The organism is Bacillus sp. 7884-1 (assembly GCF_002272245.1).
Classification (GTDB): Bacteria; Bacillota; Bacilli; order Bacillales; family Cytobacillaceae; genus Neobacillus.
In genome coordinates this window covers 41,706-64,510 of sequence record NZ_NPDD01000001.1, presented here as the reverse complement: position 1 = coordinate 64,510, position 22,805 = coordinate 41,706, and the positions used below count along the sequence as shown (strand labels likewise).

General features: G+C 38.8%; 28 protein-coding genes and 2 pseudogenes. 15 read left to right on the top strand and 15 right to left on the bottom strand.

All coding sequences use genetic code 11. From position 1 onward, the window contains the following. The 3 genes and pseudogenes from CHI06_RS30305 to CHI06_RS30300 form a co-directional block, all read right to left on the bottom strand. Positions 1-138, bottom strand: a pseudogene (locus CHI06_RS30305) (Crp/Fnr family transcriptional regulator); the annotation flags it as partial. A 321-nt stretch (positions 139-459) separates the two neighbouring features. Further along, positions 460-1,116, bottom strand: a complete 657-nt coding sequence (locus tag CHI06_RS00350) for a GGDEF domain-containing protein (protein ID WP_179292494.1) — start codon at positions 1,114-1,116, stop codon at positions 460-462. A gap of 351 nt (positions 1,117-1,467) precedes the next feature. Further along, positions 1,468-1,596 carry a hypothetical protein gene (locus CHI06_RS30300; protein ID WP_257009112.1) on the bottom strand — a complete coding sequence of 43 codons (129 nt, stop codon included), beginning with the start codon at positions 1,594-1,596 and terminating at the stop codon, positions 1,468-1,470. An 83-nt stretch (positions 1,597-1,679) separates the two neighbouring features. On the opposite strand from CHI06_RS30300, the gene CHI06_RS00345 reads away from it, so the two are divergent. Then, complete coding sequence (locus CHI06_RS00345) at positions 1,680-3,110, top strand: LysM peptidoglycan-binding domain-containing protein (protein ID WP_257009111.1); 1,431 nt, start codon at positions 1,680-1,682, stop codon at positions 3,108-3,110. Positions 3,111-3,167: 57 nt separating this feature from the next. On the opposite strand, the gene CHI06_RS00340 is transcribed toward CHI06_RS00345, so the two are convergent. Beyond that, positions 3,168-3,677, bottom strand: a complete 510-nt coding sequence (locus CHI06_RS00340; protein ID WP_095246430.1) for a DoxX family membrane protein — start codon at positions 3,675-3,677, stop codon at positions 3,168-3,170. A 411-nt stretch (positions 3,678-4,088) separates the two neighbouring features. Between CHI06_RS00340 and CHI06_RS00335 the strand changes: the two genes are divergently transcribed. Together CHI06_RS00335 and CHI06_RS00330 are read left to right on the top strand one after the other, a co-directional pair. After that, positions 4,089-4,277, top strand: a complete 189-nt coding sequence (locus CHI06_RS00335; protein WP_142300908.1) for a hypothetical protein — start codon at positions 4,089-4,091, stop codon at positions 4,275-4,277. A gap of 284 nt (positions 4,278-4,561) precedes the next feature. Continuing rightward, entirely contained in the window at positions 4,562-4,699 is a 138-nt protein-coding gene (locus CHI06_RS00330) for a YvrJ family protein (protein WP_095246428.1), read from the top strand. A gap of 259 nt (positions 4,700-4,958) precedes the next feature. On the opposite strand, the gene CHI06_RS00325 is transcribed toward CHI06_RS00330, so the two are convergent. Next, on the bottom strand, positions 4,959-5,585 hold the full coding sequence (locus CHI06_RS00325; RefSeq protein WP_095246427.1) for a class I SAM-dependent methyltransferase: 627 nt from the start codon (positions 5,583-5,585) through the stop codon (positions 4,959-4,961). Between the two features lie 283 nt (positions 5,586-5,868). On the opposite strand from CHI06_RS00325, the gene CHI06_RS00320 reads away from it, so the two are divergent. From CHI06_RS00320 to hxlB, 6 genes are all read left to right on the top strand, one after another. Continuing rightward, positions 5,869-6,627 (top strand): sugar phosphate isomerase/epimerase family protein, encoded by a 759-nt coding sequence (locus CHI06_RS00320; RefSeq protein ID WP_095246426.1) that lies wholly within the window; start codon positions 5,869-5,871, stop codon positions 6,625-6,627. Next, positions 6,624-7,583, top strand: a complete 960-nt coding sequence (locus CHI06_RS00315; protein ID WP_095246425.1) for a sugar kinase — start codon at positions 6,624-6,626, stop codon at positions 7,581-7,583. Before CHI06_RS00320 ends, CHI06_RS00315 begins: the two co-directional genes overlap by 4 nt. A 1-nt stretch (position 7,584) precedes the next feature. Beyond that, a complete protein-coding gene (locus CHI06_RS00310; RefSeq protein WP_095246424.1) occupies positions 7,585-8,868 on the top strand; it encodes an MFS transporter in 1,284 nt (427 codons plus the stop codon). Positions 8,869-9,100: 232 nt separating this feature from the next. Beyond that, positions 9,101-10,078 (top strand): LacI family DNA-binding transcriptional regulator, encoded by a 978-nt coding sequence (locus CHI06_RS00305; RefSeq protein WP_095246423.1) that lies wholly within the window; start codon positions 9,101-9,103, stop codon positions 10,076-10,078. 231 nt (positions 10,079-10,309) lie between these two features. Continuing rightward, positions 10,310-10,936 (top strand): 3-hexulose-6-phosphate synthase, encoded by a 627-nt coding sequence (gene hxlA, locus CHI06_RS00300; RefSeq protein WP_095246422.1) that lies wholly within the window; start codon positions 10,310-10,312, stop codon positions 10,934-10,936. 2 nt (positions 10,937-10,938) lie between these two features. Continuing rightward, entirely contained in the window at positions 10,939-11,487 is a 549-nt protein-coding gene (gene hxlB, locus CHI06_RS00295; RefSeq protein WP_095246421.1) for a 6-phospho-3-hexuloisomerase, read from the top strand. Positions 11,488-11,657: 170 nt separating this feature from the next. On the opposite strand, the pseudogene CHI06_RS30295 reads toward hxlB, so the two are convergent. After that, positions 11,658-12,050 (bottom strand): annotated as a pseudogene (locus CHI06_RS30295) (DegV family protein). Positions 12,051-12,424: 374 nt separating this feature from the next. After that, complete coding sequence (locus tag CHI06_RS00280; RefSeq protein ID WP_095246418.1) at positions 12,425-12,661, bottom strand: hypothetical protein; 237 nt, start codon at positions 12,659-12,661, stop codon at positions 12,425-12,427. A 152-nt stretch (positions 12,662-12,813) separates the two neighbouring features. Here CHI06_RS00280 and CHI06_RS00275 point away from each other — a divergent pair, with 152 nt between their 5' ends. After that, positions 12,814-13,080, top strand: coding sequence for a hypothetical protein (locus CHI06_RS00275; protein ID WP_095246417.1), 267 nt, complete (start codon positions 12,814-12,816; stop codon positions 13,078-13,080). Positions 13,081-13,127: 47 nt separating this feature from the next. Here the strand turns inward: CHI06_RS00275 and CHI06_RS00270 are convergent, their stop codons facing one another. The 5 genes from CHI06_RS00270 to CHI06_RS29565 form a co-directional block, all read right to left on the bottom strand. Then, complete coding sequence (locus CHI06_RS00270) at positions 13,128-13,694, bottom strand: TIGR00730 family Rossman fold protein (protein WP_095246416.1); 567 nt, start codon at positions 13,692-13,694, stop codon at positions 13,128-13,130. A gap of 95 nt (positions 13,695-13,789) precedes the next feature. Beyond that, a complete protein-coding gene (locus CHI06_RS00265; RefSeq protein WP_095246415.1) occupies positions 13,790-14,275 on the bottom strand; it encodes a hypothetical protein in 486 nt (161 codons plus the stop codon). Between the two features lie 118 nt (positions 14,276-14,393). Then, positions 14,394-14,780 (bottom strand): hypothetical protein, encoded by a 387-nt coding sequence (locus CHI06_RS00260; protein ID WP_095246414.1) that lies wholly within the window; start codon positions 14,778-14,780, stop codon positions 14,394-14,396. 501 nt (positions 14,781-15,281) lie between these two features. Further along, the gene (locus CHI06_RS00255; protein ID WP_095246413.1) at positions 15,282-15,872 is read right to left on the bottom strand and encodes a hypothetical protein; all 591 of its coding nucleotides are present in this window, start codon (positions 15,870-15,872) and stop codon (positions 15,282-15,284) included. Continuing rightward, positions 15,856-16,635, bottom strand: a complete 780-nt coding sequence (locus CHI06_RS29565) for a hypothetical protein (RefSeq protein ID WP_179292493.1) — start codon at positions 16,633-16,635, stop codon at positions 15,856-15,858. The genes CHI06_RS00255 and CHI06_RS29565 overlap by 17 nt, the downstream gene beginning before the upstream one ends. Before the next feature lie 142 nt (positions 16,636-16,777). On the opposite strand from CHI06_RS29565, the gene CHI06_RS00245 reads away from it, so the two are divergent. From CHI06_RS00245 to CHI06_RS00225, 5 genes are all read left to right on the top strand, one after another. Then, entirely contained in the window at positions 16,778-17,176 is a 399-nt protein-coding gene (locus tag CHI06_RS00245) for a DUF2207 domain-containing protein (protein ID WP_095246412.1), read from the top strand. Next, on the top strand, positions 17,142-17,501 hold the full coding sequence (locus tag CHI06_RS00240) for a DUF2207 domain-containing protein (protein ID WP_095246411.1): 360 nt from the start codon (positions 17,142-17,144) through the stop codon (positions 17,499-17,501). Before CHI06_RS00245 ends, CHI06_RS00240 begins: the two co-directional genes overlap by 35 nt. An 80-nt stretch (positions 17,502-17,581) precedes the next feature. Beyond that, complete coding sequence (locus tag CHI06_RS00235) at positions 17,582-18,472, top strand: DUF2207 family protein (RefSeq protein ID WP_373558120.1); 891 nt, start codon at positions 17,582-17,584, stop codon at positions 18,470-18,472. 130 nt (positions 18,473-18,602) lie between these two features. After that, a complete protein-coding gene (locus tag CHI06_RS00230; RefSeq protein ID WP_095246409.1) occupies positions 18,603-19,760 on the top strand; it encodes a pyridoxal-phosphate-dependent aminotransferase family protein in 1,158 nt (385 codons plus the stop codon). Between the two features lie 268 nt (positions 19,761-20,028). Beyond that, positions 20,029-20,394, top strand: a complete 366-nt coding sequence (locus CHI06_RS00225) for an HIT family protein (RefSeq protein ID WP_095246408.1) — start codon at positions 20,029-20,031, stop codon at positions 20,392-20,394. 95 nt (positions 20,395-20,489) lie between these two features. Here the strand turns inward: CHI06_RS00225 and CHI06_RS00220 are convergent, their stop codons facing one another. The 3 genes from CHI06_RS00220 to CHI06_RS00210 form a co-directional block, all read right to left on the bottom strand. Next, on the bottom strand, positions 20,490-21,218 hold the full coding sequence (locus CHI06_RS00220) for an amino acid ABC transporter ATP-binding protein (protein WP_095246407.1): 729 nt from the start codon (positions 21,216-21,218) through the stop codon (positions 20,490-20,492). Then, positions 21,215-21,859, bottom strand: coding sequence for an amino acid ABC transporter permease (locus tag CHI06_RS00215; protein WP_095246406.1), 645 nt, complete (start codon positions 21,857-21,859; stop codon positions 21,215-21,217). The genes CHI06_RS00220 and CHI06_RS00215 overlap by 4 nt, the downstream gene beginning before the upstream one ends. Before the next feature lie 61 nt (positions 21,860-21,920). Beyond that, positions 21,921-22,691, bottom strand: coding sequence for a transporter substrate-binding domain-containing protein (locus tag CHI06_RS00210; protein WP_095246405.1), 771 nt, complete (start codon positions 22,689-22,691; stop codon positions 21,921-21,923). Between the last annotated feature and the right edge of the window lie 114 nt (positions 22,692-22,805).

The window sequence follows — 22,805 nt, the reverse complement described above, 5'->3', positions numbered from 1 at the left end:
AGCTAAGAATCCAGAAGCGTCAAAGCCGCCTGTAAGTTTATGAAAACCAGCTGTGAACCATGCGTAGCCTAGGTATAAACGAATAATAGTTAAAATAGCTGCTGAGATCTTATTTTCTCTCAAAAAATTGTTAAACATATGTCATTCCTTCTTTCAATATTTGTTTGTTCCTTATACTTACACTATACTCGTTTCCACCGTTAAAAACATGGGTATGTGAACAATTTTACAATACGTTCAAAATGATATGACAGAATGTTGAACAGCGCTAAAAGACAACTATTTTCTTCGCTATCCGAGAGTGTTATCTGTCATCCGCAAGTATTTTTTGCTATGCGCAAGTATTTCTCGCCATCCGCCAGTATTTCTTGCCATCCTCCAGTATTTCTCGCCATCCGCCAGTATTTCTTGCCATCCGCCAGTATTTCTCGCCGACCTAAAAAAGCTAGGAGACACTGTCTAGCCCAGTGTGTCTCTTAGCTTTTTTTGTGATTTAAAATGATACATATTTTTATCAGCCACTTTTAATAGGTCATCAAGGCACTTTCCATGCTTAGGGTAGAGGGCTGAGCCGATTGAAACACTTATTTTCACATCATTGAAGGACAGCTGTTTCAAATTTTGATGGATTCGCTCAAGCATTTGGTCCAAATCTTCCTTTTTTTGAATATCAGGCGATAGAATGAGGAATTCATCTCCTCCCCAACGGGCTACAATATCCGTTTTCCTTACACTTCTCTTCAATTGATTCGTAATCAGAAGTAAATATTCATCCCCCATTTTATGTCCCAAATGATCATTGACCAATTTAAAGTCATTTACGTCGAGAAGTAGAACAGCACCGCTCTGGCGAGTTTGTTCTAACCTAGATTTAATCGTAGTAAATGCAGACTCAACATATCTTCTATTATAAATTCCAGTTAAAGGATCCTTCTCTGAATAATACTTTGCTTTATCGTATTGCTTGCCAAACCACCAAGCAAGTGGAAGCAATATTGGATATCCAATGTACTCAATCAAGTCTATATAACCATCTCTTAAAAAATAAAAAGCTGTATAGAGTAGATTAATGAAGAAAACTAATAAAAATGTAATGATCCTGCCTTTATATTTCACTTTATCATCATCCTCATTTATTAGATAAAAAATAGTGCATTTTCATATTTTTATAAGCTTAAATTGGTTCACAATACAATTTTACTATAAATATTGGAAAAATAAGTATGAACATTATCAATAGTCAAAAATTCGGCAAACTCTGACTGATTTCTTCCTAACTAATCGTTTGATTAAAACTACTACAAACCCTTTGGATCAAAGGACTTTTATCTTTTTTTAATAAAAATTTTTGTCGATAAATAGTTACACATTATCCACCTAAAATTCCCCTTTTTTCACTAACATTCATATCATACCTGCCTGCTTATTTTTCAAAATTTACTAGAAAAACCTTCAAGAAGGAATTTCCTATTCTAGCAACAAGGAGCTATTTACTTCATCACTAGAAAACATTAAGAGCATTATCCATAGAACAATGGAAGAAAACAATATCTCTGGAGCCTCTGTAGCTGTCTTTTTTGTAACTCTTTCATTCATAACCTCCTATCGAAAACATCTTTATCTAGACAGATGACACAATGATCTTTGCCTACATATAGTACAATACTCATGAAAAAATATTGGAGGCGATAATTTGCTTTTTACATGTTGTCCGAAGCGGAGAAACGCTTTGGCAAATTGCCAATCGTTATAATGTAAGTATGAATGGAATTATCGAAGGCAACGGCCTTCAAAACCCAAACCAACTGGTGATTGGACAATCGTTAGTGATACCTGTCCCCGGTACTTGGCATGTCATAAAAAGCGGTGAAACGTTATGGTCCATTTCGCAGCAATATGGTGTGAGTATTAATTCGATTATCCAAGCAAATCAAATAACAAATCCGAATGTTTTATATCCGGGGACCCGACTATTGATCCCGTCAAGAATCCACGTTATCCAGCCTGGAGAAACATTATGGCAAGTGGCGAACAGGTACGGAGTCAGTGTTCAAGCTCTAATTAACGAGAACCAAATACAAAATCCAAACCTTATTTACCCCGGTTTACAACTAAGAATTCCCGTGCAGAAACCAACCATTGAAGTAAATGCATATTCCTATCAAGCAGACGCTTCAGGTGCCGAGACCATACATGAACTTGGCGACTTTCTTACGTATGCAAGTCCTTTTGCCTACCTTATTAATGAGAACGGGGACTTGCAGCCAGTACGGGATGATTTAATGATTCAAGCTGCCATAGAAGAAAACGTCGTACCAATGATGTCGATTACAAACTTCACCTCAACGGCAGCCGGCTCCAATTTAGCCCATACCATTTTGGATAGTCCGGAATTACGAGAAAGAGTTATTACCAATATACTTCGGATTATGGAGGAAAAAGGATATCAGGGAGTAAACATTGATTTTGAAAATGTATTACCGGCCGATCGGGTGAATTACAATCAATTTCTTCAGATGACCGTTGACCGACTTCATCCAAGAGGCTATTTTGTTTCAACCGCAGTGGCCCCAAAAGTGAGTGCGACTCAAGCCGGTCTGTTATATGAGGCACATGATTATGAGGCACATGGCCGGATTGCAGATTTTGTTGTGCTCATGACCTATGAGTGGGGATACCGGCTTGGTCCGCCCCAGGCGATTTCGCCTGTTAACCAGATGAGACGTGTCGTAGAATATGCGCTGTCCGTCATGCCAGCAGATAAAATATTTTTAGGATTTCAAATTTATGCTCGAGATTGGCTTCTTCCACATGTTCAAGGTCAAGAGGCTGAAACATTCAGTACCCAGGAAGCTGTTGCCCGTGCTGTAAAATACGGAGCAGCCATTCAATATGACACCCTAACCCAATCGCCATTTTTCCGCTACGTCGATGAACAAGGACGCGGGCATGAGGTTTGGTTTGAAGATGCACGAAGTGCCCAAGCGAAATTCAATTTGGCCAAAGAATTCAATCTTCGCGGAATCAGTTACTGGGCATTAGGGTATCCATATCCGTCAAACTGGACGTTACTATGGGATAATTTTAATATTAAAAAGTTAAGTCCATAATATTTTTCAAGCAAAAAAGACGATCCAGAGACCGAATCGTCTTTTTTGTAACTCTATTTATGCTTTGTCTTTGTCTTTGCCAACGTATGTCTTAGCTGTTTTGCGGATGAATGGAACCACCCAGCGGTCTAAACCATATTTACCTGCGTTGAAGCCTGCTGCTAAGATGATAAAGCCTAAGAAAATGTCTGTTGGGTTATGAGATACTGTTCCGGCCAAGAAGAAAGAGAAGTTCATCACTAGACCAAAAACAATAGCTGCTGTTGTTAAACATCCTAATAGAAGTCCTAAACCGATTAACGTTTCGCCCCAAGGAACAATGAAGTTGAAGACATCTATGTTTGGCAGTGCAAAGCTTTCTAAGAAGTTGACATACCAGCCGTAAACCATGTTGCCATCTGGACCTTTAACGGGATTGGCTATTGCATTTCCTAAATAACCTGAAGCGTCAAATCCATCTGTGATTTTATGAAAACCTGCTGTGAACCATGCGTATCCAAGATATAATCGTATGACTGTTAAAATAGCTGTTGCAACCTTATTTTCTCTTAAAAATTTATTAAACATAAAGCATTCCGCCCTTCAAAATTTGTTTGTTCTTTATACTTACACTATATTGGATTGCTACAGTTAATAACACAGGCATAGTGTTAAGTTCACAGATTGTTTGAAATGTTATGACGGAATGTTGAACAGCTAAGGAAGTTCATTATTTTATATAAAAAATTCATATTAAATAATTTGTCGAAATTTAGACGTTATTACAAAATAACTTCTTTTTGTCTCTCACAGTAACGAAACCATAGGCAAAAGAGCACATGGTCACCTACAAGATATATTAAAATCATTTACCCTTTTTTCAATTTTTCTACTTTTTAAATGGCCGTTCACATGATAGAGGGACTATGTTACTATCAGTAGGATTTTGGAAAAATGGCATTCACAAAAAACGGAATTAATATATATACGAGGTGTAGAATGAAAGCAAACAAATCTATTCAAAACGAAAACACAAAATTATTAATGGACATCGTCGATTTAAAAATAAAACTTAATGACTTATACAATTCCACCGGGCCCAACACATCCGATTATGTAAGTCTTAAAATCAATCTTAACTGCTTGATGCATGAATATTTTGAAGAAAAAATTGAACAACTCATTTAAAAAGTAAGGACCAGCTTGAAATAGGCTGGTCCTTACCTTTCTAATTTAAGATAAACATTAATTGGCGGACTCAACTATCGGAATTTCGGTCACTCCAGTCTACATCAAATTAAATTTATTTTTTCCGACCATGTCCTTTTGCTCTTCTTTTCCATATATAAAGGGTAAAAGGAGGTGAACACTAGAGTTAGAGTGGATGAATGTAACAGAATATGAAATTTACTAGAGTAGGAGGCCGGATTCAATGGAAACCAGTATTCATTAAAAGAAAGGAGTGAAATCTCGTGGAGCAAATGATACCTCTCATCAGTGAGGTGGGATTCCCCATCATTGTCACCCTTTACTTGCTATATCGGATTGAGTCGAAGCTAGATATGGTGGTCCAATCGATTCAAAATCTTCCAGAACGCATGAAGGGATAATAGCAAACTGCATGACTTCTATAAATTAATAGAACCTTAAATCTTTGTTCATAATTTGTTCATACTTAAGGGGTAAGATAAATACATGAAGAGGACAAGCTTTTTTTTCTCTCTTTCATAACCCCCTTTTATAGATTCCTTTTGGATTCGGCAACTGGCCGAATCCTTTTTTTTATATAAGCAAATAGGCATCACCAGTGGATGCCTTTTTTTGCTGCGCTATGTTATTAAATAGTGTTGAAGTTTTTGTATGATTACTTTATAGTCCCTTTTTACATTTTATCATTATAAAATTGATCGAAGGTTTATTTTTCATGTCCTTATTTGGTTCGTCAATTTCTGAAAACTCTACCAGTCCATATTGTACAAAATCCCGTTTGATGGAGTCAGAATCGTAAAAATACATTTTCACGCCTTCCATGATCTCGTAATAGTCTTTATCCAGTTGTTTGCCCTTTCCAAACATTGGGGCTTTTTTTGAAACCGTTGTAAAAACCATATATCCATTTGGCTTTAACTGATCATAGCAATCTTTAATAAACTTCTCTCGCGCGCGGTCATTCAATAAGTGAAGAAGGGCGTAAGAAAATATACCGTCATAAAGATTATTGTCAAAAGGCATGTCTGTTACTGAACCATGAAAAATATGACTATCAAACCCGTTCTGCCTCGCCAAATCAATCGCTGTTTTTGAAATCTCAATCCCTGTTACCTTTATTCCATTGTCGGTAAAAATTTTAGCATTTCTACCATATCCAATACCCGGTACCAGGATGTCCTTAACATTCTTTTCAAGGAAAAAATCCTTTATCAGGATTGCGGAGTCTGCAGGTTCAAACCCCCACATCGTTTGTTTATCTATAAAACTTGATTCCCAGAATTCCATTTATCTCGATCTCCTTGAGATTTGTAATTTTTTTATTTCTTTTATTATAGTGTTTAAAATTGCCATAGTCATGCCTCCCCCTTATAAAACTTTCGGTATCTCGTGCTTTCGTCGGATTTCAACATGATGTCAAAATCACCAGTCAGGATTAACACATTCAAAAATAAAAAACTTTTTGTTGCAAAAGCGCTTTCATTGGGTATATAATATCCATAAATCGATTTACTAAACCGGTTTACTAAAACAATTTATCATTTATTACTTCAAAGAAGGTGTCATAACCATGCAAAAAGTGATTATCCCTTTAAATGCTTTTAATAGATTTGAAGTGTTAGAGAAAGGGCAAGCTTCCTTTATTAAGCTCATTGCGGAATCAGGCGCATACGGGATTGAGATTCGCAGAGAGTTATTTTCAAATCAAGATCCAACATTAGTTAGCATGAAACAAGAAATGGAGCAACATCAACTCTTTACTGTCTATTCCGCCCCCATTGAATTGTGGAAAGAGGATCATCAGCTAAATGAACAAGAATTAACAACCATTTTTCAAGAAGGAAAACAGCTCGGAGCGAAGTGGATAAAGGTTTCACTGGGACACTTTGATAAAAGCCAATCTAGTGTTAGCGACCTCCACTCTTTTTTAAGGCAGCATCCTGAAATTCAATTGTTTGTTGAGAATGACCAGACGCTGCATGGCGGAAATATTACCAATTTACAGTCCTTTTTTGAAAGCGCCACCGAAGAGAATGCTCCGGTGAAAATGACGTTTGACGCTGGTAACTGGTACTATTCCAAACAGTATGTACGAGAAGCATTAACTCAGCTGTCCCAGTATGTCCATTATCTTCATTTAAAACAAGTGGATCAGGAAAACGGTGAGCTCGTTACGTTACCGCTTCGGAAAAATATTGGTCACAGCTGGGAAATGGTGATGAACAGCCTTCCTAACGGTCTAGTGAAAGCGCTTGAGTTTCCAATCGAACCAAAGGAAAGAACAAAAGAGTATATTCAAATGATGACAGAAAGCGAGGCACTGCTATGAAACAGTTAGATGTGGTAACATTTGGCGAAGCAATGGCTATGTTCATGGCGAATCATCCTGGTTCCTTACATGAAGTCAGCGAATTTACCCGCGAGCTGGCAGGGGCTGAAACGAACGTGGCAATTGGTTTGGCCCGCCTAGGATTCGGCTCTGGCTGGGCAAGTAAAGTAGGCAACGACGCATTTGGAAAATTCATTATCAATCGTCTTAAAAATGAAAACGTCAACATCGACCATGTTTTGTTGGATAATAAGTACCCAACAGGATTCCAATTAAAATCGATGGCCTTAGCAGGAGATCCAGAGGTTCAATACTTCCGTAAAGGATCGGCTGCCAGCCATCTAAATGAAGACGATTTCAATGAAGAGTATTTTCTAGAGGCTAAACACCTTCATATGACGGGGATTCCATTAGCAATCTCGGAAGATGCACGGGGATTTGCCAAACATGCCTTAACTTTTATGAAAAAAAATAATCGCAAGGTGTCCTTGGACCCGAATTTACGGCCAACTCTTTGGGCATCACAAGAAGAAATGGTAAGAGAAATCAATGAAGTTGCCTGTAAAGCTGATTACGTTTTACCAGGGCTGGCTGAGGGTGAAATCTTAACAGGTTTCAAAAATCCAAGTGACATCGCTTCCTTTTATTTAGAAAAGGGTGTCGAACTTGTCGTTATTAAGCTGGGACCGGCGGGAGCTTTTTATAAAAGTGCAACCGAGGAAGGTACTGTACTCGGGTTTCCTGTAGAAAATGTCGTTGATACCGTTGGTGCAGGTGATGGTTTTGCCGTCGGAGTAATTAGTGGACTCCTAGAAGGTATATCCATTCATGACGCTGTGGTACGAGGAAATGCAATTGGTTCACTAGCTGTTCAGTCACCAGGTGACAATGATGGCTATCCTACCAAAGAACAGTTAGAAAAATATATTGAAAAACATTCACAGGGAGTGAAATAACATGAAACAAACCATTGCTAAAAAAAGATGGTTCTATCTGATTCCAATTGCCTTTATTACTTACAGTCTTGCCTATCTTGACCGTGCCAATTATGGGTTCGGAGCGGCTTCTGGGTTAGCGAAAGACCTAGATATTACAGCGGCTACCTCCTCCCTGCTCGGTGCACTTTTCTTCTTAGGATATTTCTTTTTCCAAGTTCCGGGTGCAGCTTATGCAGAGAAAAAGAGTGCCAAGGTACTAATTTTTTGGTCATTGATTGCTTGGGGCCTACTAGCAACTGCTACAGGTATGGTAACAAATGTAAAGTTGCTGTTCGTGATTCGTTTCGCCCTTGGTGTAGTAGAAAGTGCTGTTATGCCGTCCATGCTCGTACTTTTAAGCAACTGGTTTACAAAAAAAGAACGTTCTCGTGCCAATACCTTCTTAATTCTTGGTAACCCTGCAACTGTACTATGGATGTCAATTGTTTCTGGTTACCTAGTTGAATCTGTTGGCTGGAGATGGATGTTTATTATTGAAGGTCTGCCTGCTGTCATTTGGGCATTCATTTGGTGGAAGTTAGTCAACGATAAACCGAAAGATGCAAAATGGTTAACAGATAACGAAAAGTCTGAGCTTGAACTACAATTAGCAAAAGAACAAGAAGGAATAAAGCCGGTTAAAAATTACGCTGAAGCCTTTAAGTCAAAACCCGTTATTTTACTAAGCATTCAATACTTCCTATGGAGCATTGGGGTCTATGGATTTGTGATGTGGCTCCCTTCTATTATTAAAGCAGCGCCAAATATGGATATTGTCACAACAGGCTGGTTGTCTTCAGTCCCTTATGTTTTAGCCATTGTTCTTATGTTAACGGCTTCCTATTTCTCTGATAAAATGATGAACCGCAGTGCATTTGTTTGGCCATTCCTGTTAATTGGCGCAATCGCCTTCTATGCTTCTTATGCAATCGGAACGCAGCACTTCTGGATATCCTTTGCCCTGTTGGTCATTGCAGGTGGTGCGATGTATGCTCCATATGGACCATTCTTTGCGATTATTCCTGAAATCTTACCACGTAACGTTGCAGGTGGTGCGATGGCTCTCATTAACTCTATGGGTGCATTAGGATCATTCGTTGGTGCTTATATCGTAGGATATTTGAACAGTGCAACAGGTGGATTTGGTGCATCATATATCTTTATGGCAGGATCTCTATTCCTTTCTGCAATCTTAACCGTCTGGGCGGTAAATGTCGCAAAAAAGGATAGCAGCAAGCCCGCAAATATGAAAGTGAGCGCGTAATTTGGATTCAAAATGAGAGTTAACAGACGATTACTTAGCATTGATAACAAAAAATGCTAAAAAAACGAATGGACCAAGTCCAAGCTGCATGTAAGGCATAGCGGGAAGAGGATGACAAATGCAAATGTCATCCTCTTTTCTTTTATATGACTTCCTATTACCGCCAGCACTAGATAAATCATAAATTTGTCGCTAAAATGAAAGCAGTGACCAATGGAAAGAGGAAGATAGCATGGAAAGAATAACAATGGCCGATGTGGCCCGTGAAGCTGGAGTATCAAAGAGCACTGTTTCTCAATATTTAAACAAACGCTATGAATATATGAGTGAAAAAACAAAACAGAAAATTGAAGAAGCCATCGAAACCCTTGGCTATCAGCCAAATTTCTTGGCGCGAAGTCTAAAGCAAAAACGAACTTCCCTTATCGGCATCATTGTCGCGAATATTACTCATTATTTTTCAACAGAGGTTAGCCGCGCCATTGAGGATTTCTTCCATCAATACGATTTGCAGGCAATCGTCTGCAACGCTGATGATGACCCTGAAAAAGAAAAGAAATACATTGAAACGCTTCGAGCCAAACAGGTGGATGGTCTGATTATTTTTCCAACTGGAAAAAACAATGCTTTATATGAAAGCATGGTTAAGCAAAACTATCCAGTTGTGTTTGTGGATAGGAAAGTAGACAATCCCGATGTATTTACCGTCATCACCGATAATACCGAATCCACCTACAAGGCGATTCAGCACTTCATCGCGAAGGGGCATCAAAATATTGCCTTCGCTGTACAGCCACTAACAGTCAGTACACGGATAGATAGATTAGAAGGCTACAAAAAAGCGTTAATGGATGCAGGGCTAGAAGTGAATCCAGACTTTATTATTGAAGGAAGTATTCCAGAAATGAAGAAAAAACTGGAACAGCTCTTCTCCTTAGAAGTAAAACCAACGGCACTGTTTGCAGCAAATGACCGAGTCTTTATCGCTCTTGGAGAATTTACAAAAGAAAAAGGAATTAAGTTTGGAGAGGACCTTGATGTAGTCGTATTCGATAATATCCCATTCTCGCAAATGCTCGAGACATCCCTATCCTTTATCACCCAGCCCGCTGCCGAAATGGGCAGAAAAGCAGCCGACCTGCTCTATGAACAAATTCAAAAGGAAAACCATGAACCCGAAGTATTCGTATTTCCAAGCAAAATGGTGTAGTAGTTTGGGTTTGGATCGGTGCCTGGATCGGTGCCTGTCACTGCTCGTGGACACTGTCCACCTCAGGCGGACAGTCCTTTAATGCTGATGTCAGGCACCACGACCAACTCCTCCCTTCTCTTTTAGGAATGAATTCTTTATATTGAAGAACGCTTACAAATGAAGTATAATCATTTCATAAACCGATTTAGTAAACCGATTTATCTAACTGCCGGAAAAGGGGTTTGGACGATGAAAATACAACTTGCTTTAGATCGAATGGAAATAAATGAAGCGATAGAATTAACAAAAAAAGTTGCGGATTCGATTGATTGGATTGAGGTTGGGACCTCATTAATCAAGGAGTTTGGAATGGCTAGTGTTAGAGAAATGAAACAAACTTTCCCTGCTAAAACGATTGTTGCCGATATCAAAACGATTGATAATGCCCGTTATGAATTTGAAATGTGTTTTAAGGCTGGAGCGGATGTCGCTACCGTTATGGGTGTGTCTCCCCTGGTAACCATTGATGCATGTATGGAAGTTGCACAACGATACAACAAAACAGTCATGATTGATTTATTAAATACATCTGAACAGCAAAAAAGGGATTTAATGAAATACAAGAATGCGGTATTTTGTGAGCATGTGAGTAAGGATCAGCAGGAGGAGCTTGGTGCCTCCAATCATGGTCTTGAAAGTAGCAACAACTATGAACCCGGCATGACCATTGCGGCAGCGGGTGGAATTACCTTGGAGTCATTGGAATCCTTACAAAAAACGCTCAATCCATCTGTGGTAATTATTGGTTCAGCTATCACAAAGGCAGAGAATCCAGCAGAAGCTGCGGCAAAATTTAAATGTGTGGAGGCAAAATAATCATGTTACTCATTCCTACTATAATAAAAGAAATAGAAACAGTGTTAAGCCAAATAGAAGAAAACCAACTACAAAATATTGCAGTCCAATTGCAAAATGCTAAGCGTATATTTGTCATTGGTGAAGGACGTTCTGGCTTGATGGCAAAATCGTTTGCGATGCGCTTAATGCACTTAGGAGCAACCGTTTATGTTGTAGGCGAAACCATCACCCCTTCCATCGAAGAAGGCGATCTTTTAGTAGCCATTTCCGGCTCAGGTACAACCAAGAATGTCGTTTGGACGGCGGAAAAAACAAATTCCCTTCGCTGTTCGGTGGTGGGTATTACCACAAATCCTGAATCACCATTAGCGGCAGCTGCAACCACGATTCTACACGTTCAAGCTGCCACCAAATATCGCCGTGAGAATGAACTAAAAACCATTCAGCCTCTTGGTTCGCTATTTGACCAATGTGCTCATATTGTATTTGATACCCTATGTCTTCAGTACAGCGCACTTACCCAAGTGGACCATACAGCAGCATTTGGACGTCATAGTAATTTAGAATAAATTGAAACACTGACCCATTTTCAATGGGTCTTTTTTTCGACAAGGTCTACTAGTTTTCACCTTAATCAAGCGTTTGATTAAAATGCCCTCAAGCCTTTTTGAAGTGAGAACTTGAATAGTTTTCCGGGAAATTTTTTGTCGAGGAAAAGGACCAACCTTTTATGAAAAAGTTACAGGATTTTCGCCAGCGATCCTTGGAATTTACTCAACCGGCCGCCCTTTACAATATTCTCTAAAGTGTTTAAAAGGACTAAGATATTCATATTTTCACGGTATTTCGTAAGGTCAGCAACAATTTCTTCCACTGTCGAGCCTTGTTTGGTAAGTTCAGCGGCACGAATAATTTGGAGTCCATGTCCGAGTGAACCGGCCAGTGTATTAAAGACGGTCACCTATGCATTGGATAAGTCTTTGCCGATACTAGCAGATTGATAGGTTCCACTTAACCCAGACGAAATCGTAAAACAAAGAATCTCCCTGTCTGGACCGAATTGGGAAAATGCATTAGCAAAAGAGGCAGGTGCGGGCTGTGACGACTTCGGCAGCACCTCTGTCGAAAACATTTTATTGAGGTTTTTCCCCTCAAAGGGATTAATAGGAAAAATGCTTAATGACGGAACACTGATTAGAGATAACAATCACAGAGGTTTTTGATGGGGATGTCTTATTAAAAATATCTCAATATTTCTCGAGGTAAGTCGAAAACACTTTATAAGGATCGGATTTCCCAACAGATATTAATACCATTCGTAAATCAACAGGATATTTTCTAATAATGACTGCTCTACCTGGAACATGAAGTATTAAGTCTTTATTATGGAAATAATGCTCAATTGATATCCTAAGCAGAGGGCCAATGGGGGGGGGGGTTCAACTGTGGATCTCCATCTATCAAGCTCTAGTAATGATTGAATGGATGATTTTCTCCACAGTACTTTCATAAATGTTCTTCCAACATTCTGTTAATCTCTTCTTCCGATAATACAGGGTTTTCATCTTCTAATGCTTCTAAAAGTTTTCTTTCCTCCTCCGGCTCACTTACCTCATAAACATTAGGTTCTTTTATTTGCTCGACTTCAAATAAAAGAAATTTTCGATTACCTATTTGAAAATATGACTCACCTGAATTAACGGCTTTTTTTAATTCTTCATCTTCTACTTTAATTGGTTTCACGTAGGCATCCTCCTTGCTATAATTTAACATTATTGTACCATTCATTGCTTATATTGAAAAATATGATTACGCCAAAAAAGGATGATACACATTGGAGTCAAGTTATACTTTTTTTAAATCCCCATATGCTTTCTTGAAGGGAGTTTTCCAGTATGCAGCGAATTAAATTTATGATTCAACTTTTTCTCAAAGGACCATTGTGGTTTAGATTAGTCATATCTATATCTTTCCTTGCCTCCATCATTTTCAGCAGCTCCTATTTTTCGAATACCTCTTTTTATGAAAGCATTTCTAAATTAGCGGCAGCCATCTTTTTTTCTGCTGTTGGAATGAAGTTGAGAATGAATCGTGTAGTGTCTATCCTCTTATTTACTGCAGCCGCTATATGTATTTACCTATCTATCCATTCACTATATTAATGGATAATGATAAAAGCAGTGTATCCACTGCTTTTTCCCATTCCTTCTTATTCAAATGCTTTCACCGAAGGAGCCTCATAGTTTAGAAATTTATCGAGTAAGGCCGCTGGCTCTTCCTCAATAATTGCCATCGAACCGAACTTTTCCTGCAGAAACTTTTGATCAATCATATGCTCGAACAAGCGAATCAGCGGGTCGTAATAATGATTGATATTGAGGAGTCCGCAAGGCTTTTTATGCAGCCCGATTTGCCCCCACGTAAATACTTCAAAAAACTCTTCTAACGTTCCAGTCCCGCCAGGCATAACCACAAATCCATCCACTAACTCGGCCATTTTTGCTTTTCGCTCATGCATGGTATCAACGGTGATCAATTCCGTTAACCCCTTATGAGAGATTTCACGTTCCTCCAGAATCTTAGGTATCACACCGATCGCATTTCCGCCTTCACTTAACACGGTATCTGCGACGGCACCCATCAATCCGATACTTGAACCGCCATAAACCAAGGTAATATTCCGTTTCGCAAGCTCTTTCCCTAATTGAATCGCTCCAATTTTATACGCCTCTGAAGCACCCAAACTTGAACCGCAATATACCGCCACTCGTTTCATGCTGCCGCCTCCTAAGTTTACCGTTTTACTATGATTATATTCAAAGCTTGAAAGTAAAACAAACTTAAGAAACAGGAAGTATGACCTCCTGCTTCCTAAAGAAAGCTGCGCTCTCGCTTCATAAAAATATTAGACAACTCTCTTGGTTTCACCCAAACATACGGCAAATGGTTGGTTTTTTGATTGAAAATCGAAATGAGTTCCTCAAAGCCCTTCATCGCATAGAGATTAAATACAGGACCGCTTGCTGTCCTAACAAGAAGACGCCGGGTAGTCAAATGATCTTCTCCACTTTCATTATCATAGTATCTGGTTTCCGTAACCTCATTCCAACCGTACTCATGGAGTGATGTCCCTTTACCTTTACTCACCATCTTCACCGTAAAGCCATTCCCGTGGCAAACAACGGTTGTATCCGTACCATAAAACCAGAACAAACCGAAAGTGATTGCCGCTAATATAAGAACCATTGTACCGAGTAAAACATTAAGCGTTATAACCCCAATAGCGATAATTCCAAGGATGGTACCAGCAATCAGCGCCATTCTTACAGAATCTTTATTCGAAAACTCCTTACCCATCACAACACCCCCCTTTTTAAAAATTTATGAACTTCCTTACCTTATATGTTATGTCCATTAAATAAACATAAAAAACACATATGATAAGTGGATGGGTGATAGGCTTCTGATTTTTATGTTAACAAGTTCCTTTAAAAAAGATTTTATAAGGTAAAAATAGTGCAGCTAAAGATAATAATAAAAAGATAATGTCAGGCATAAAGGTACCAAAACCAATGATATGGAGGATAAAGTATAACGGATATACCCAGCATACATACCAAGACCAACGAAGTCCTTTACGATAGGCATTTGTTAGAATGGCAAAACCAAATAAAGCCATTCCTATGACCAATGATCCACGCAGCTTTAATTCAATTCCAGCATCGGTTTGATCATTTGTTAAATATGCGTGTAAAACTGATCCTTCACCTACGGGTCCATTTTCGCCCGAAATACTTATAATTAGCATGAGAACTTGTATGAGAAGTAAAAGGATCCAAGCTTTTGTTTGTAAAAACTTCACTCCAACCATCTCCTCTCAGGTAATATGAGTCATAATAAAGGGACCATTACCTACCTAATACCCTATAAAGATATTATTATTATTAACTAAAATTATTCCACATTAAAACGTCAAAGCTTACGGAAGGCTCTAGATGGGTTGTCCAAAACCGACACTCTCTACTAAAAACTGATCCTTTATGTGTTTCTCATTTTTTAATAACAGCTTAATCGGTAACAGAAACTTATACCTTTATTAATAGTTTTTTCATAATTAGCAGGTATGATAATTACAAGTAAAGGAAAGACTATTACTATTATTATCTATCTTTTTCAAGACCCCTATTGTTTATCTTTTTATTGATTCGGCACCTGGCCGAATCTTTTTTTTGTGACCGGAGCTAAATCTGTAAAACGTATTACGCTGAGAAGTCACAGAAAAAGTGTAGAGTTTCAGTCTCTACACTTTTTCCACCCTTTTTTAGTTACTATCATTTAATTTAGCATACAACTCATTAAATCCTTATAAACTATCAAATGTTTTAAAGACCAGTTCTACAACATTATCAGCGGTTATGTCGGTAAGCGGAATACGCTTGCTGGTTATTTTATTTACACCCCAATAATAGCGGTTACTGGCTTCTTGATCAATCGGTGTAATGTATAAATGATCTCCGTCCTTTTGTATATCCATAATATCGTCATTACGTAATGGATAATAGAATCTCCAATGATTAGCCGGAGAACATCCACTTGACCAATCTTGCAAACTTTCATATTCAAATTTTGATAACCGTATACATGGGAGCTCTTTGCTTTCTTCTAACTCCAAATCAGCATTGTACAGTTCAAGCTCCATGACATACAACGGACCATCCCGCCACTCATTTTCCAATTCAATATCGTCTTTATTCTGAAACAATTGAATGAAATTTTGGATAAACCACCCAGAAAAGTCATTATCCGATTTATAGCGCAAAAATTTATCTACTACGCTGACATAATTACTTTGCTCAGAAGCAACAGTTTTACAATAATCCATTAATTTATGTATATTTTCGTATGTATGATAGACAACATGAAAGGCATTTCGAATATTATCCGCCGAACTCATAATACAATCCCTCACTTATTGATAGAGTGGTTTCAAAGCTTAATTTAACCTTGTTTTGCATAGAAAATTTAAAATAGTCGTGTTCATTTATTGGCTGAGGAGCCTCAATATGCATATGTGTAAAATCCTCAAATCCTTTTCTAGTTAAAAGTGCTATAATATCCTGAATCATAACCTGATGAAAGGGATCTGCTACTTGTAAGTTCTTTAACTGAAGCAAAATATCTTGCCATGAAATATAGCCGAATGCCACATCTTTTTCTATGATTCCTCTCGCAGAAATGTCCACGTATACGTCTTTACATGACTTCCGGTCTGCAATAAAAAGCAGCAGCTTAATTTTATCTTGACCTTTTCGTGAAACAATACGAGATTCTCTGGCTAACTGATTTATGCTTTTATAAATTTCTTCTGCTTTTTGTTTCTCTAAATGATTCGTAACCCCATCATCTGAAGAAAGCCCACTTGTATACTTTACTTCAATCCCTATCATCACATTTTCAAATTCAATCAGGGCATCAATCTCCCCCTCTCGATCATATGGCCAAAAATCAATACAATCTGCCCAAAAGCCTTTATGGATATCGCGTATTTCCTCCCCTACTGATTTTGGATAAACACCATTTGCCAGTACTTCACCAAGCACTCCCGAAAATGGAATGTAACGCAATACACCGAACACATTCCCAGTCAAATTATCTTCCAACCGCTCCGTTAAATTTGAACCGGTACGACTAATTTTACCTTGAATTTCTGCAAGCATATTCCGCCCCCTTTATCTAGTTTCTTTAAATGGACTACATTCCCATTATATCCGTATCTTGCTCCACCCAGGTGGAAAATTTTGTTAAACCTTCCCTCTTTTCCTTCGTATAACTACTAATAGGAAAGAAGGTGACACACTTATGCTAAAAAAGTGGATTACTAGCTTGCTATTGGCTGCATTGTTGTTCGTTTTCCCCCATCAAAGCTTAGCTGTGGAATTTTCGATTACCAATGTGAAAATGGACGCTTACTTGCAAAACAACGGAGATGTAAAAGTAGAAGAAACGCATACGTATGTGTTTGATGGTGAGTTTAACGAGATTACCCGTGAAGTGATCCCGAAAAAGGGAGCTTCCATTAGCCAATTTACGGCAACCGAGAACGGAAAGAATTTACGAATTGAAAAAGAAGATGACCTTTATAAAATTCACCGTAAAGGTGAGGATGAAACGATTACGGTAACACTCCACTACACCATTAAAAACGGAATAGAAGTATATCAAGATGTTGCGCAATTTTACTGGCCATTTTTTGGTTGACAGAAATGAATCCTCTTATGAAAATCTCTCAATTACGATTCATCCGCCTGGACCGACAGAGGATGTCATTGCCTTTGGATATGACGAGGCGTTTACTGCTGAAACCATTCAGGAAGATGGGTCCGTCTTTTTTAATCTTGGCTATGTTCCTAGTAATACCAATGCCGATATCCGCGTGGCCTACCCTGCTGGACTTTTTCCAAATGCCACAACCACTGCCGATAAACCGATGAAAGAGGACATTCTAAAGGCGGAGCAGGAACTAATCGAGCAGGCTGCAGCCGATGCCAAAACAAGGAAACACTTTCAACGATTAGCACGGTAGGTCTCCCTGCTTTTACAATTATTTTTCTGCTGTTACTCCTTCGGGATTGGATGTCCGCACGTTCAAGGCGCAATGATTTAATGCGTGAAGGTACCCAGTTCCATTCCGTACCAAAGCTAATCATGAGCTTGCCGGCAACGATTTTCTTTACAAACAATCACTATCTTCAACCGCAGGCGATGGCTGCTGGTTTACTAGATTTGGTTCGCCAGGGTTATGTGACTAAATCGGCAGATGACAAGTTTAACAGAGTTAGGCCGAAAAGCCCGTTAAAGCATGAAAATATATTGATGGAATGGCTTTTTGATAAAATCGGCAGTCAGCATACCTTTAGCTTTGAGGATTTAACTTCTTATACAAAGAATAAGAAAAATCATACTAACTTCCATTTATTTCAGTCACAATGGCGAGACGCTATCAAGCACGAAGTGGACAGTTATTCCCTTTATGAGAATAAAATAACCTATCGTTTACTGGTTGGTCTTTCAAGTGTATTGCTGCTGCCGTTTCTGTTCCTTTTCCCGATTTATGATCTCTTAGGCTCCTTTTTCGCAGCACTCCTACTATTTTTTATGGTTATCCTCTACGCTTGTGTCTATCGTCCAAAGACCTGGGAGGGTGCCCAGATTGTTTACGAATGGAAGCAGTTTAAAGCTCGCTTTAAGGAAACACCACAAGCAGAATGGGAGAAATGGTCTGATGACGAGCGCATGCGTGCTTATATTTACGGACTTGGAATCAGTAGCAAGGAGGTGTATCGGAAAAACGATGAGCTAATAGAAGCACTCACCCCATCCAGCTATAATGACGGTGATACGGCCCTCTTCTACTCGATTATTTATATCGGCCCTGACACTTCTTCAAGTTTCCGGTCCGCCTATCAGTCAACTAGCAGCAGCGGTGATGGCAGCTCCAGTTCAAGTGGTGGTGGTGGAACAGGCGGCGGCGGTGGCGGCTCCGGTACTTTCTAACGGGCAAAAGCTTGAGGCTGATCTCAATCTTTTGTCTTTTATATCCAATGTTGTTACTTTCCACCAATCTATAATATTATAGAGTAAGAGATGTCATGAAAAATGCAAGATAAAAAAAGGAGTGAAATAGATGTATCCAAATATTTTACGACACCCGGGACCAACCCCAATTCCTAAAAAAGTTCAACTGGCGATGAACAAAGACATGATTAGTCACCGTACTGAAGAGTTTGTACGGTTATACCAAGAAACAACCAACCGTGTAAAACCTATTTTCGGAACGGAGCAAGATATTTTACTACTGCCATCAGGCGGAACGGCAGCATTAGAAGCAGCAGCGGTAAATACAGTTTCCCCCGGAGATGAGGTAGTGGTCATCACTGTCGGAGCCTTTGGTAATTATTTCGTCTCGATTTGTGAGAAAAATGGTTTCAAGGTACATAAACTTGAAAAAAGCTGGGGCGAGGCTTGTACGGAAGAAGATCTAATTCAGTTTCTAAAACCTTTATCCAATATAAAGGCCGTGTTTGCCACCTACAATGAGACCTCAACAGGTATCCTAAATCCAATTGAAAAACTAGCTAACGTGGTTCGTACACATACTGATGCTCTATTTATCGTCGATGGAGTTAGCTGTCTTGGCGGGGCCCCTGCTGAAATGGATCAATGGGGAATTGATATTTTAGTAACCGGATCACAAAAAGCGATGATGCTCCCTCCTGGCCTTGCACTTTTAAGCGTCAGTGAACGAGCGTGGAAAGTGATAGAGGAAAGGAACACACCTTCCTATTATTTGGATTTATTAAGCTATCGTGAGTGGGCTTCAAAAGGAATGACACCGAACACCCCAGCGATTTCATTGATTTTTGGACTCTCTGCGGCATGTGATTTGATAGACGAAGAAGACGGATTTGCACAAACGGTAGCTAGACATGAATTAATGAAAAATATGGTTCGTGAGTCGATGAAGGCACTCTCTATTGGTCTGTTAACATCTGATGAGTATGCATCACCAACCATTACTGCCATTTGTGCTCCAGAAGGAATAGAATTGTCTCCGTTCATCAGTCATGTAAAGGAGAAATACCATCTCGATTTTGCTGGTGGCCTTGGCCATCTGCAAGGGAAGATTTTCAGATTTGGGCATATGGGCTATTGCTTTCCGAGCGATATCCTGCAAGCCGTTTCGCTTATAGAAGCCGGATTACAAGATTTCTCATATTCCTTCGAACCGGGATCAGGGATATTAGCAGCACAAAAGGTTTTCTTATCTGCACAGAGTAAATAATTCAAAGAGGCATGGTCTAAGTGACCATGTCTCTATTTTTTCAACAAATGATATCCAAATACTTTCCATAAACACTCTTCGGTCACTCCAGGCTAATAAAACGGTATCCAGTTTTATGGGAAAAACTACATGTAAAAATCAATCTAAGGTTGAATAAAAGATATTAAATTCGACACTTTGAGACAAATACTTTTAATATAACTAGGGGTAAAATAAAAGGTAGTTTGAAAATCAATAAACAGATGAGGATGAACGACGGGACGAAATAATGATTGAGATTTGCGAGCTAGAGGTATCTACAGTATTTCTTTTTAAAGAACAGACGTATACCGGAAGATGTAATGTTGTATATAAGGATCATGTAAAAGAACTATTCGAACTGGACAGCCAGGAGTTAGCGGCTTATATGAACGATGTGAAAAAGGTTGCAGCAGCAGTCGACAAGGCTTTCCAACCTGGTAAAATTAACTATGGAGCGTATGGAGACAAAATGCATCACCTACATATGCACATTGTGCCAAAATACGAAGGTAAAGCAGATTGGGGTTCCACTTTTGAAATGAACCCTGGAAAAACATACTTAACAAATGAACAATATAAGGAAATGATTGAAACGATTAAAGAATCACTGTAGTAATATATAAGGATCTTTAAAAAAGGATTGGGCTGCTTGCACCGTGAGGCGCGAGAAACCCAATCCTTTTTATACCTGCAGATGGTGACAGGTACCTAAAGCACCTTACTTAAGAATGCTTTGGTCCGTTCATGCTGAGGGTTGCCGAATAACGCATTCGGTTCATTTTCTTCCACAATATAACCGCCGTCCATGAAAATAACACGGTCTCCAACTTCCCTTGCAAAGCCCATTTCATGGGTAACAACGACCATTGTCATCCCCTCTATCGCAAGCTGTTTCATGACTTCTAAAACATCACCGACCATTTCAGGATCAAGTGCAGAAGTCGGCTCGTCAAAAAGCATAATCTTCGGATTCATGGCAAGAGCCCTGGCGATTGCCACCCGTTGTTTTTGTCCCCCGGACAGTTCTCCCGGATAACTATTTGCTTTTTCTCTTAGTCCTACTTTATCTAGTAAATCAAGCGCTAGTTTTTCCGCTTCTGTTTTCTCTGTAGAATGAATCTTGATCGGTCCCAACGTAATGTTTTCTAAAACGGTTTTATGAGGGAATAGATTAAATTGTTGAAATACCATTCCAACCTCTTGTCTAACTTTGTTAAGATCGACTTTTTTGTCCGTAATATCATGTCCATTTATAACTACCTGACCGCCGGATATCTCTTCCAAGCGATTTAAGCAGCGAAGGAATGTACTCTTACCTGAACCCGAAGGACCGATAACACAAATAACCTCTTTTTCCTTCACTTCTGCATTAATATCTTTTAATACCTCTAGGCTGCCAAATGATTTTCTTAAGTTTTTTACTGTGATCATACTCATCGCAGTTGAAACCTCCTCTCAACGAAATTAGCAAGAAGTGTTAACAAGTAAATGACGATGAAGTAAATGACACCTACAGCCAGCCAAATCTTGAAAGCTTCAAATGTGGCTGAAGCTTGAATCTGTCCTTGCTGTGTTAAATCGGCAATACCAATGACCGATAAAAGCGAAGTATCTTTTAAGCTGATGATCGACTGATTCGTAATGGTTGGGAGCATTCTTCTAAAAGCCTGTGGAAGCACGATATAGCGCATCGTTTGTGCGCTCGTAAAGCCAATCGACCTTGCTGCCTCTGTTTGTCCCTTATCAATCGATTGAATACCCGCTCTAATAATTTCAGCAAAATAGGCCCCTGCATTAATCGCAACCGTAATGATCCCCGCTGTCGTACTGTTTAAGGAAATGACCTGAAGTGAATTTACCCCAAAATAGATAAAGAACAATTGCACAATAAATGGTGTTCCTCGAATGGCGTCTACATAAGCCTTTGCGATCCAGTTTAAGATTTTAAGAGGTGCAAGTCGCAGCAAGGCAATTACTAAACCTATTAAAAAACCTAGTATGATAGCAATCAAAAAGATATAGAGTGTTACTTGAAGCCCTTTTAATAATATGGGCAAAGCAGAAACAATAATATCCACCTTTTTCATCCCCTTTCAAAAAGAAGACGCGCTCGCTTTAAGCACGCCTTATCCTATTATTTTATTCACCAAGATACGTTTTTAGAATTTTATCATAGGTTCCATCTTTTTTAAGCTCAGCAAGCCCATTGTTAATTTTTTCTAATAAATCCTGATTTTCACCTTTCAATACAGCAATTCCGTATTGATCTCCATTTAAACGATCTCCCACAGTTTTTAATCCTAGATCCTTCTGGGCAATCGCATAAGTGATAACAGGGTAATCTTCAATTAGAGCATCTGCATTTCCATTCGATACTTCCTGGAACATCGCAGGACTATCGTTAAATTGAACAACTTCAATTCCTAGTTTTGAAGCATTATCTACTGCATATTTCGCACCTGACGTACCTTTTTTAACAGCAACCTTTTTCCCTTTAAGGTCATCAACGGATTTAACCGTTGAATTATCATCTTTAACAACTACGATTAATCCCGCGTCAAAATACGGTGTTGAGAAATCTACAATCTTTTTTCTATCATCTGTAATACTCATTCCGGCAATAGCCACGTCAAGCTGGTTAGCTTGCATAGCTGGGATAATTCCGCCAAAATCCATTGGAGAAAGTTCAATTTCAAACCCTTGTTTTTTCGCAATCGCATTAATTAATTCTATATCGATACCCTTATACTCGTCTCCTTCTTTAAATTCAAACGGAGGATACGTCGTATCTACACCAACTTTATATACTTTTTCACTATTACCACTTTTACTTGCTGTTTTATCGGTCCCACATGCCGCGATAAATAGAGTAAGAACCAAAAACAAAGTAAATAGGCCAAACTTTTTCATTTCATTCACTCCCCTTATTTAAGTTATTACTATAATCGTAGTAATAAGTAATTCCTTTTATAATATAACATAAATCTAAATAGATTTAATAGTGGAAATTCTTTGGATATAGTA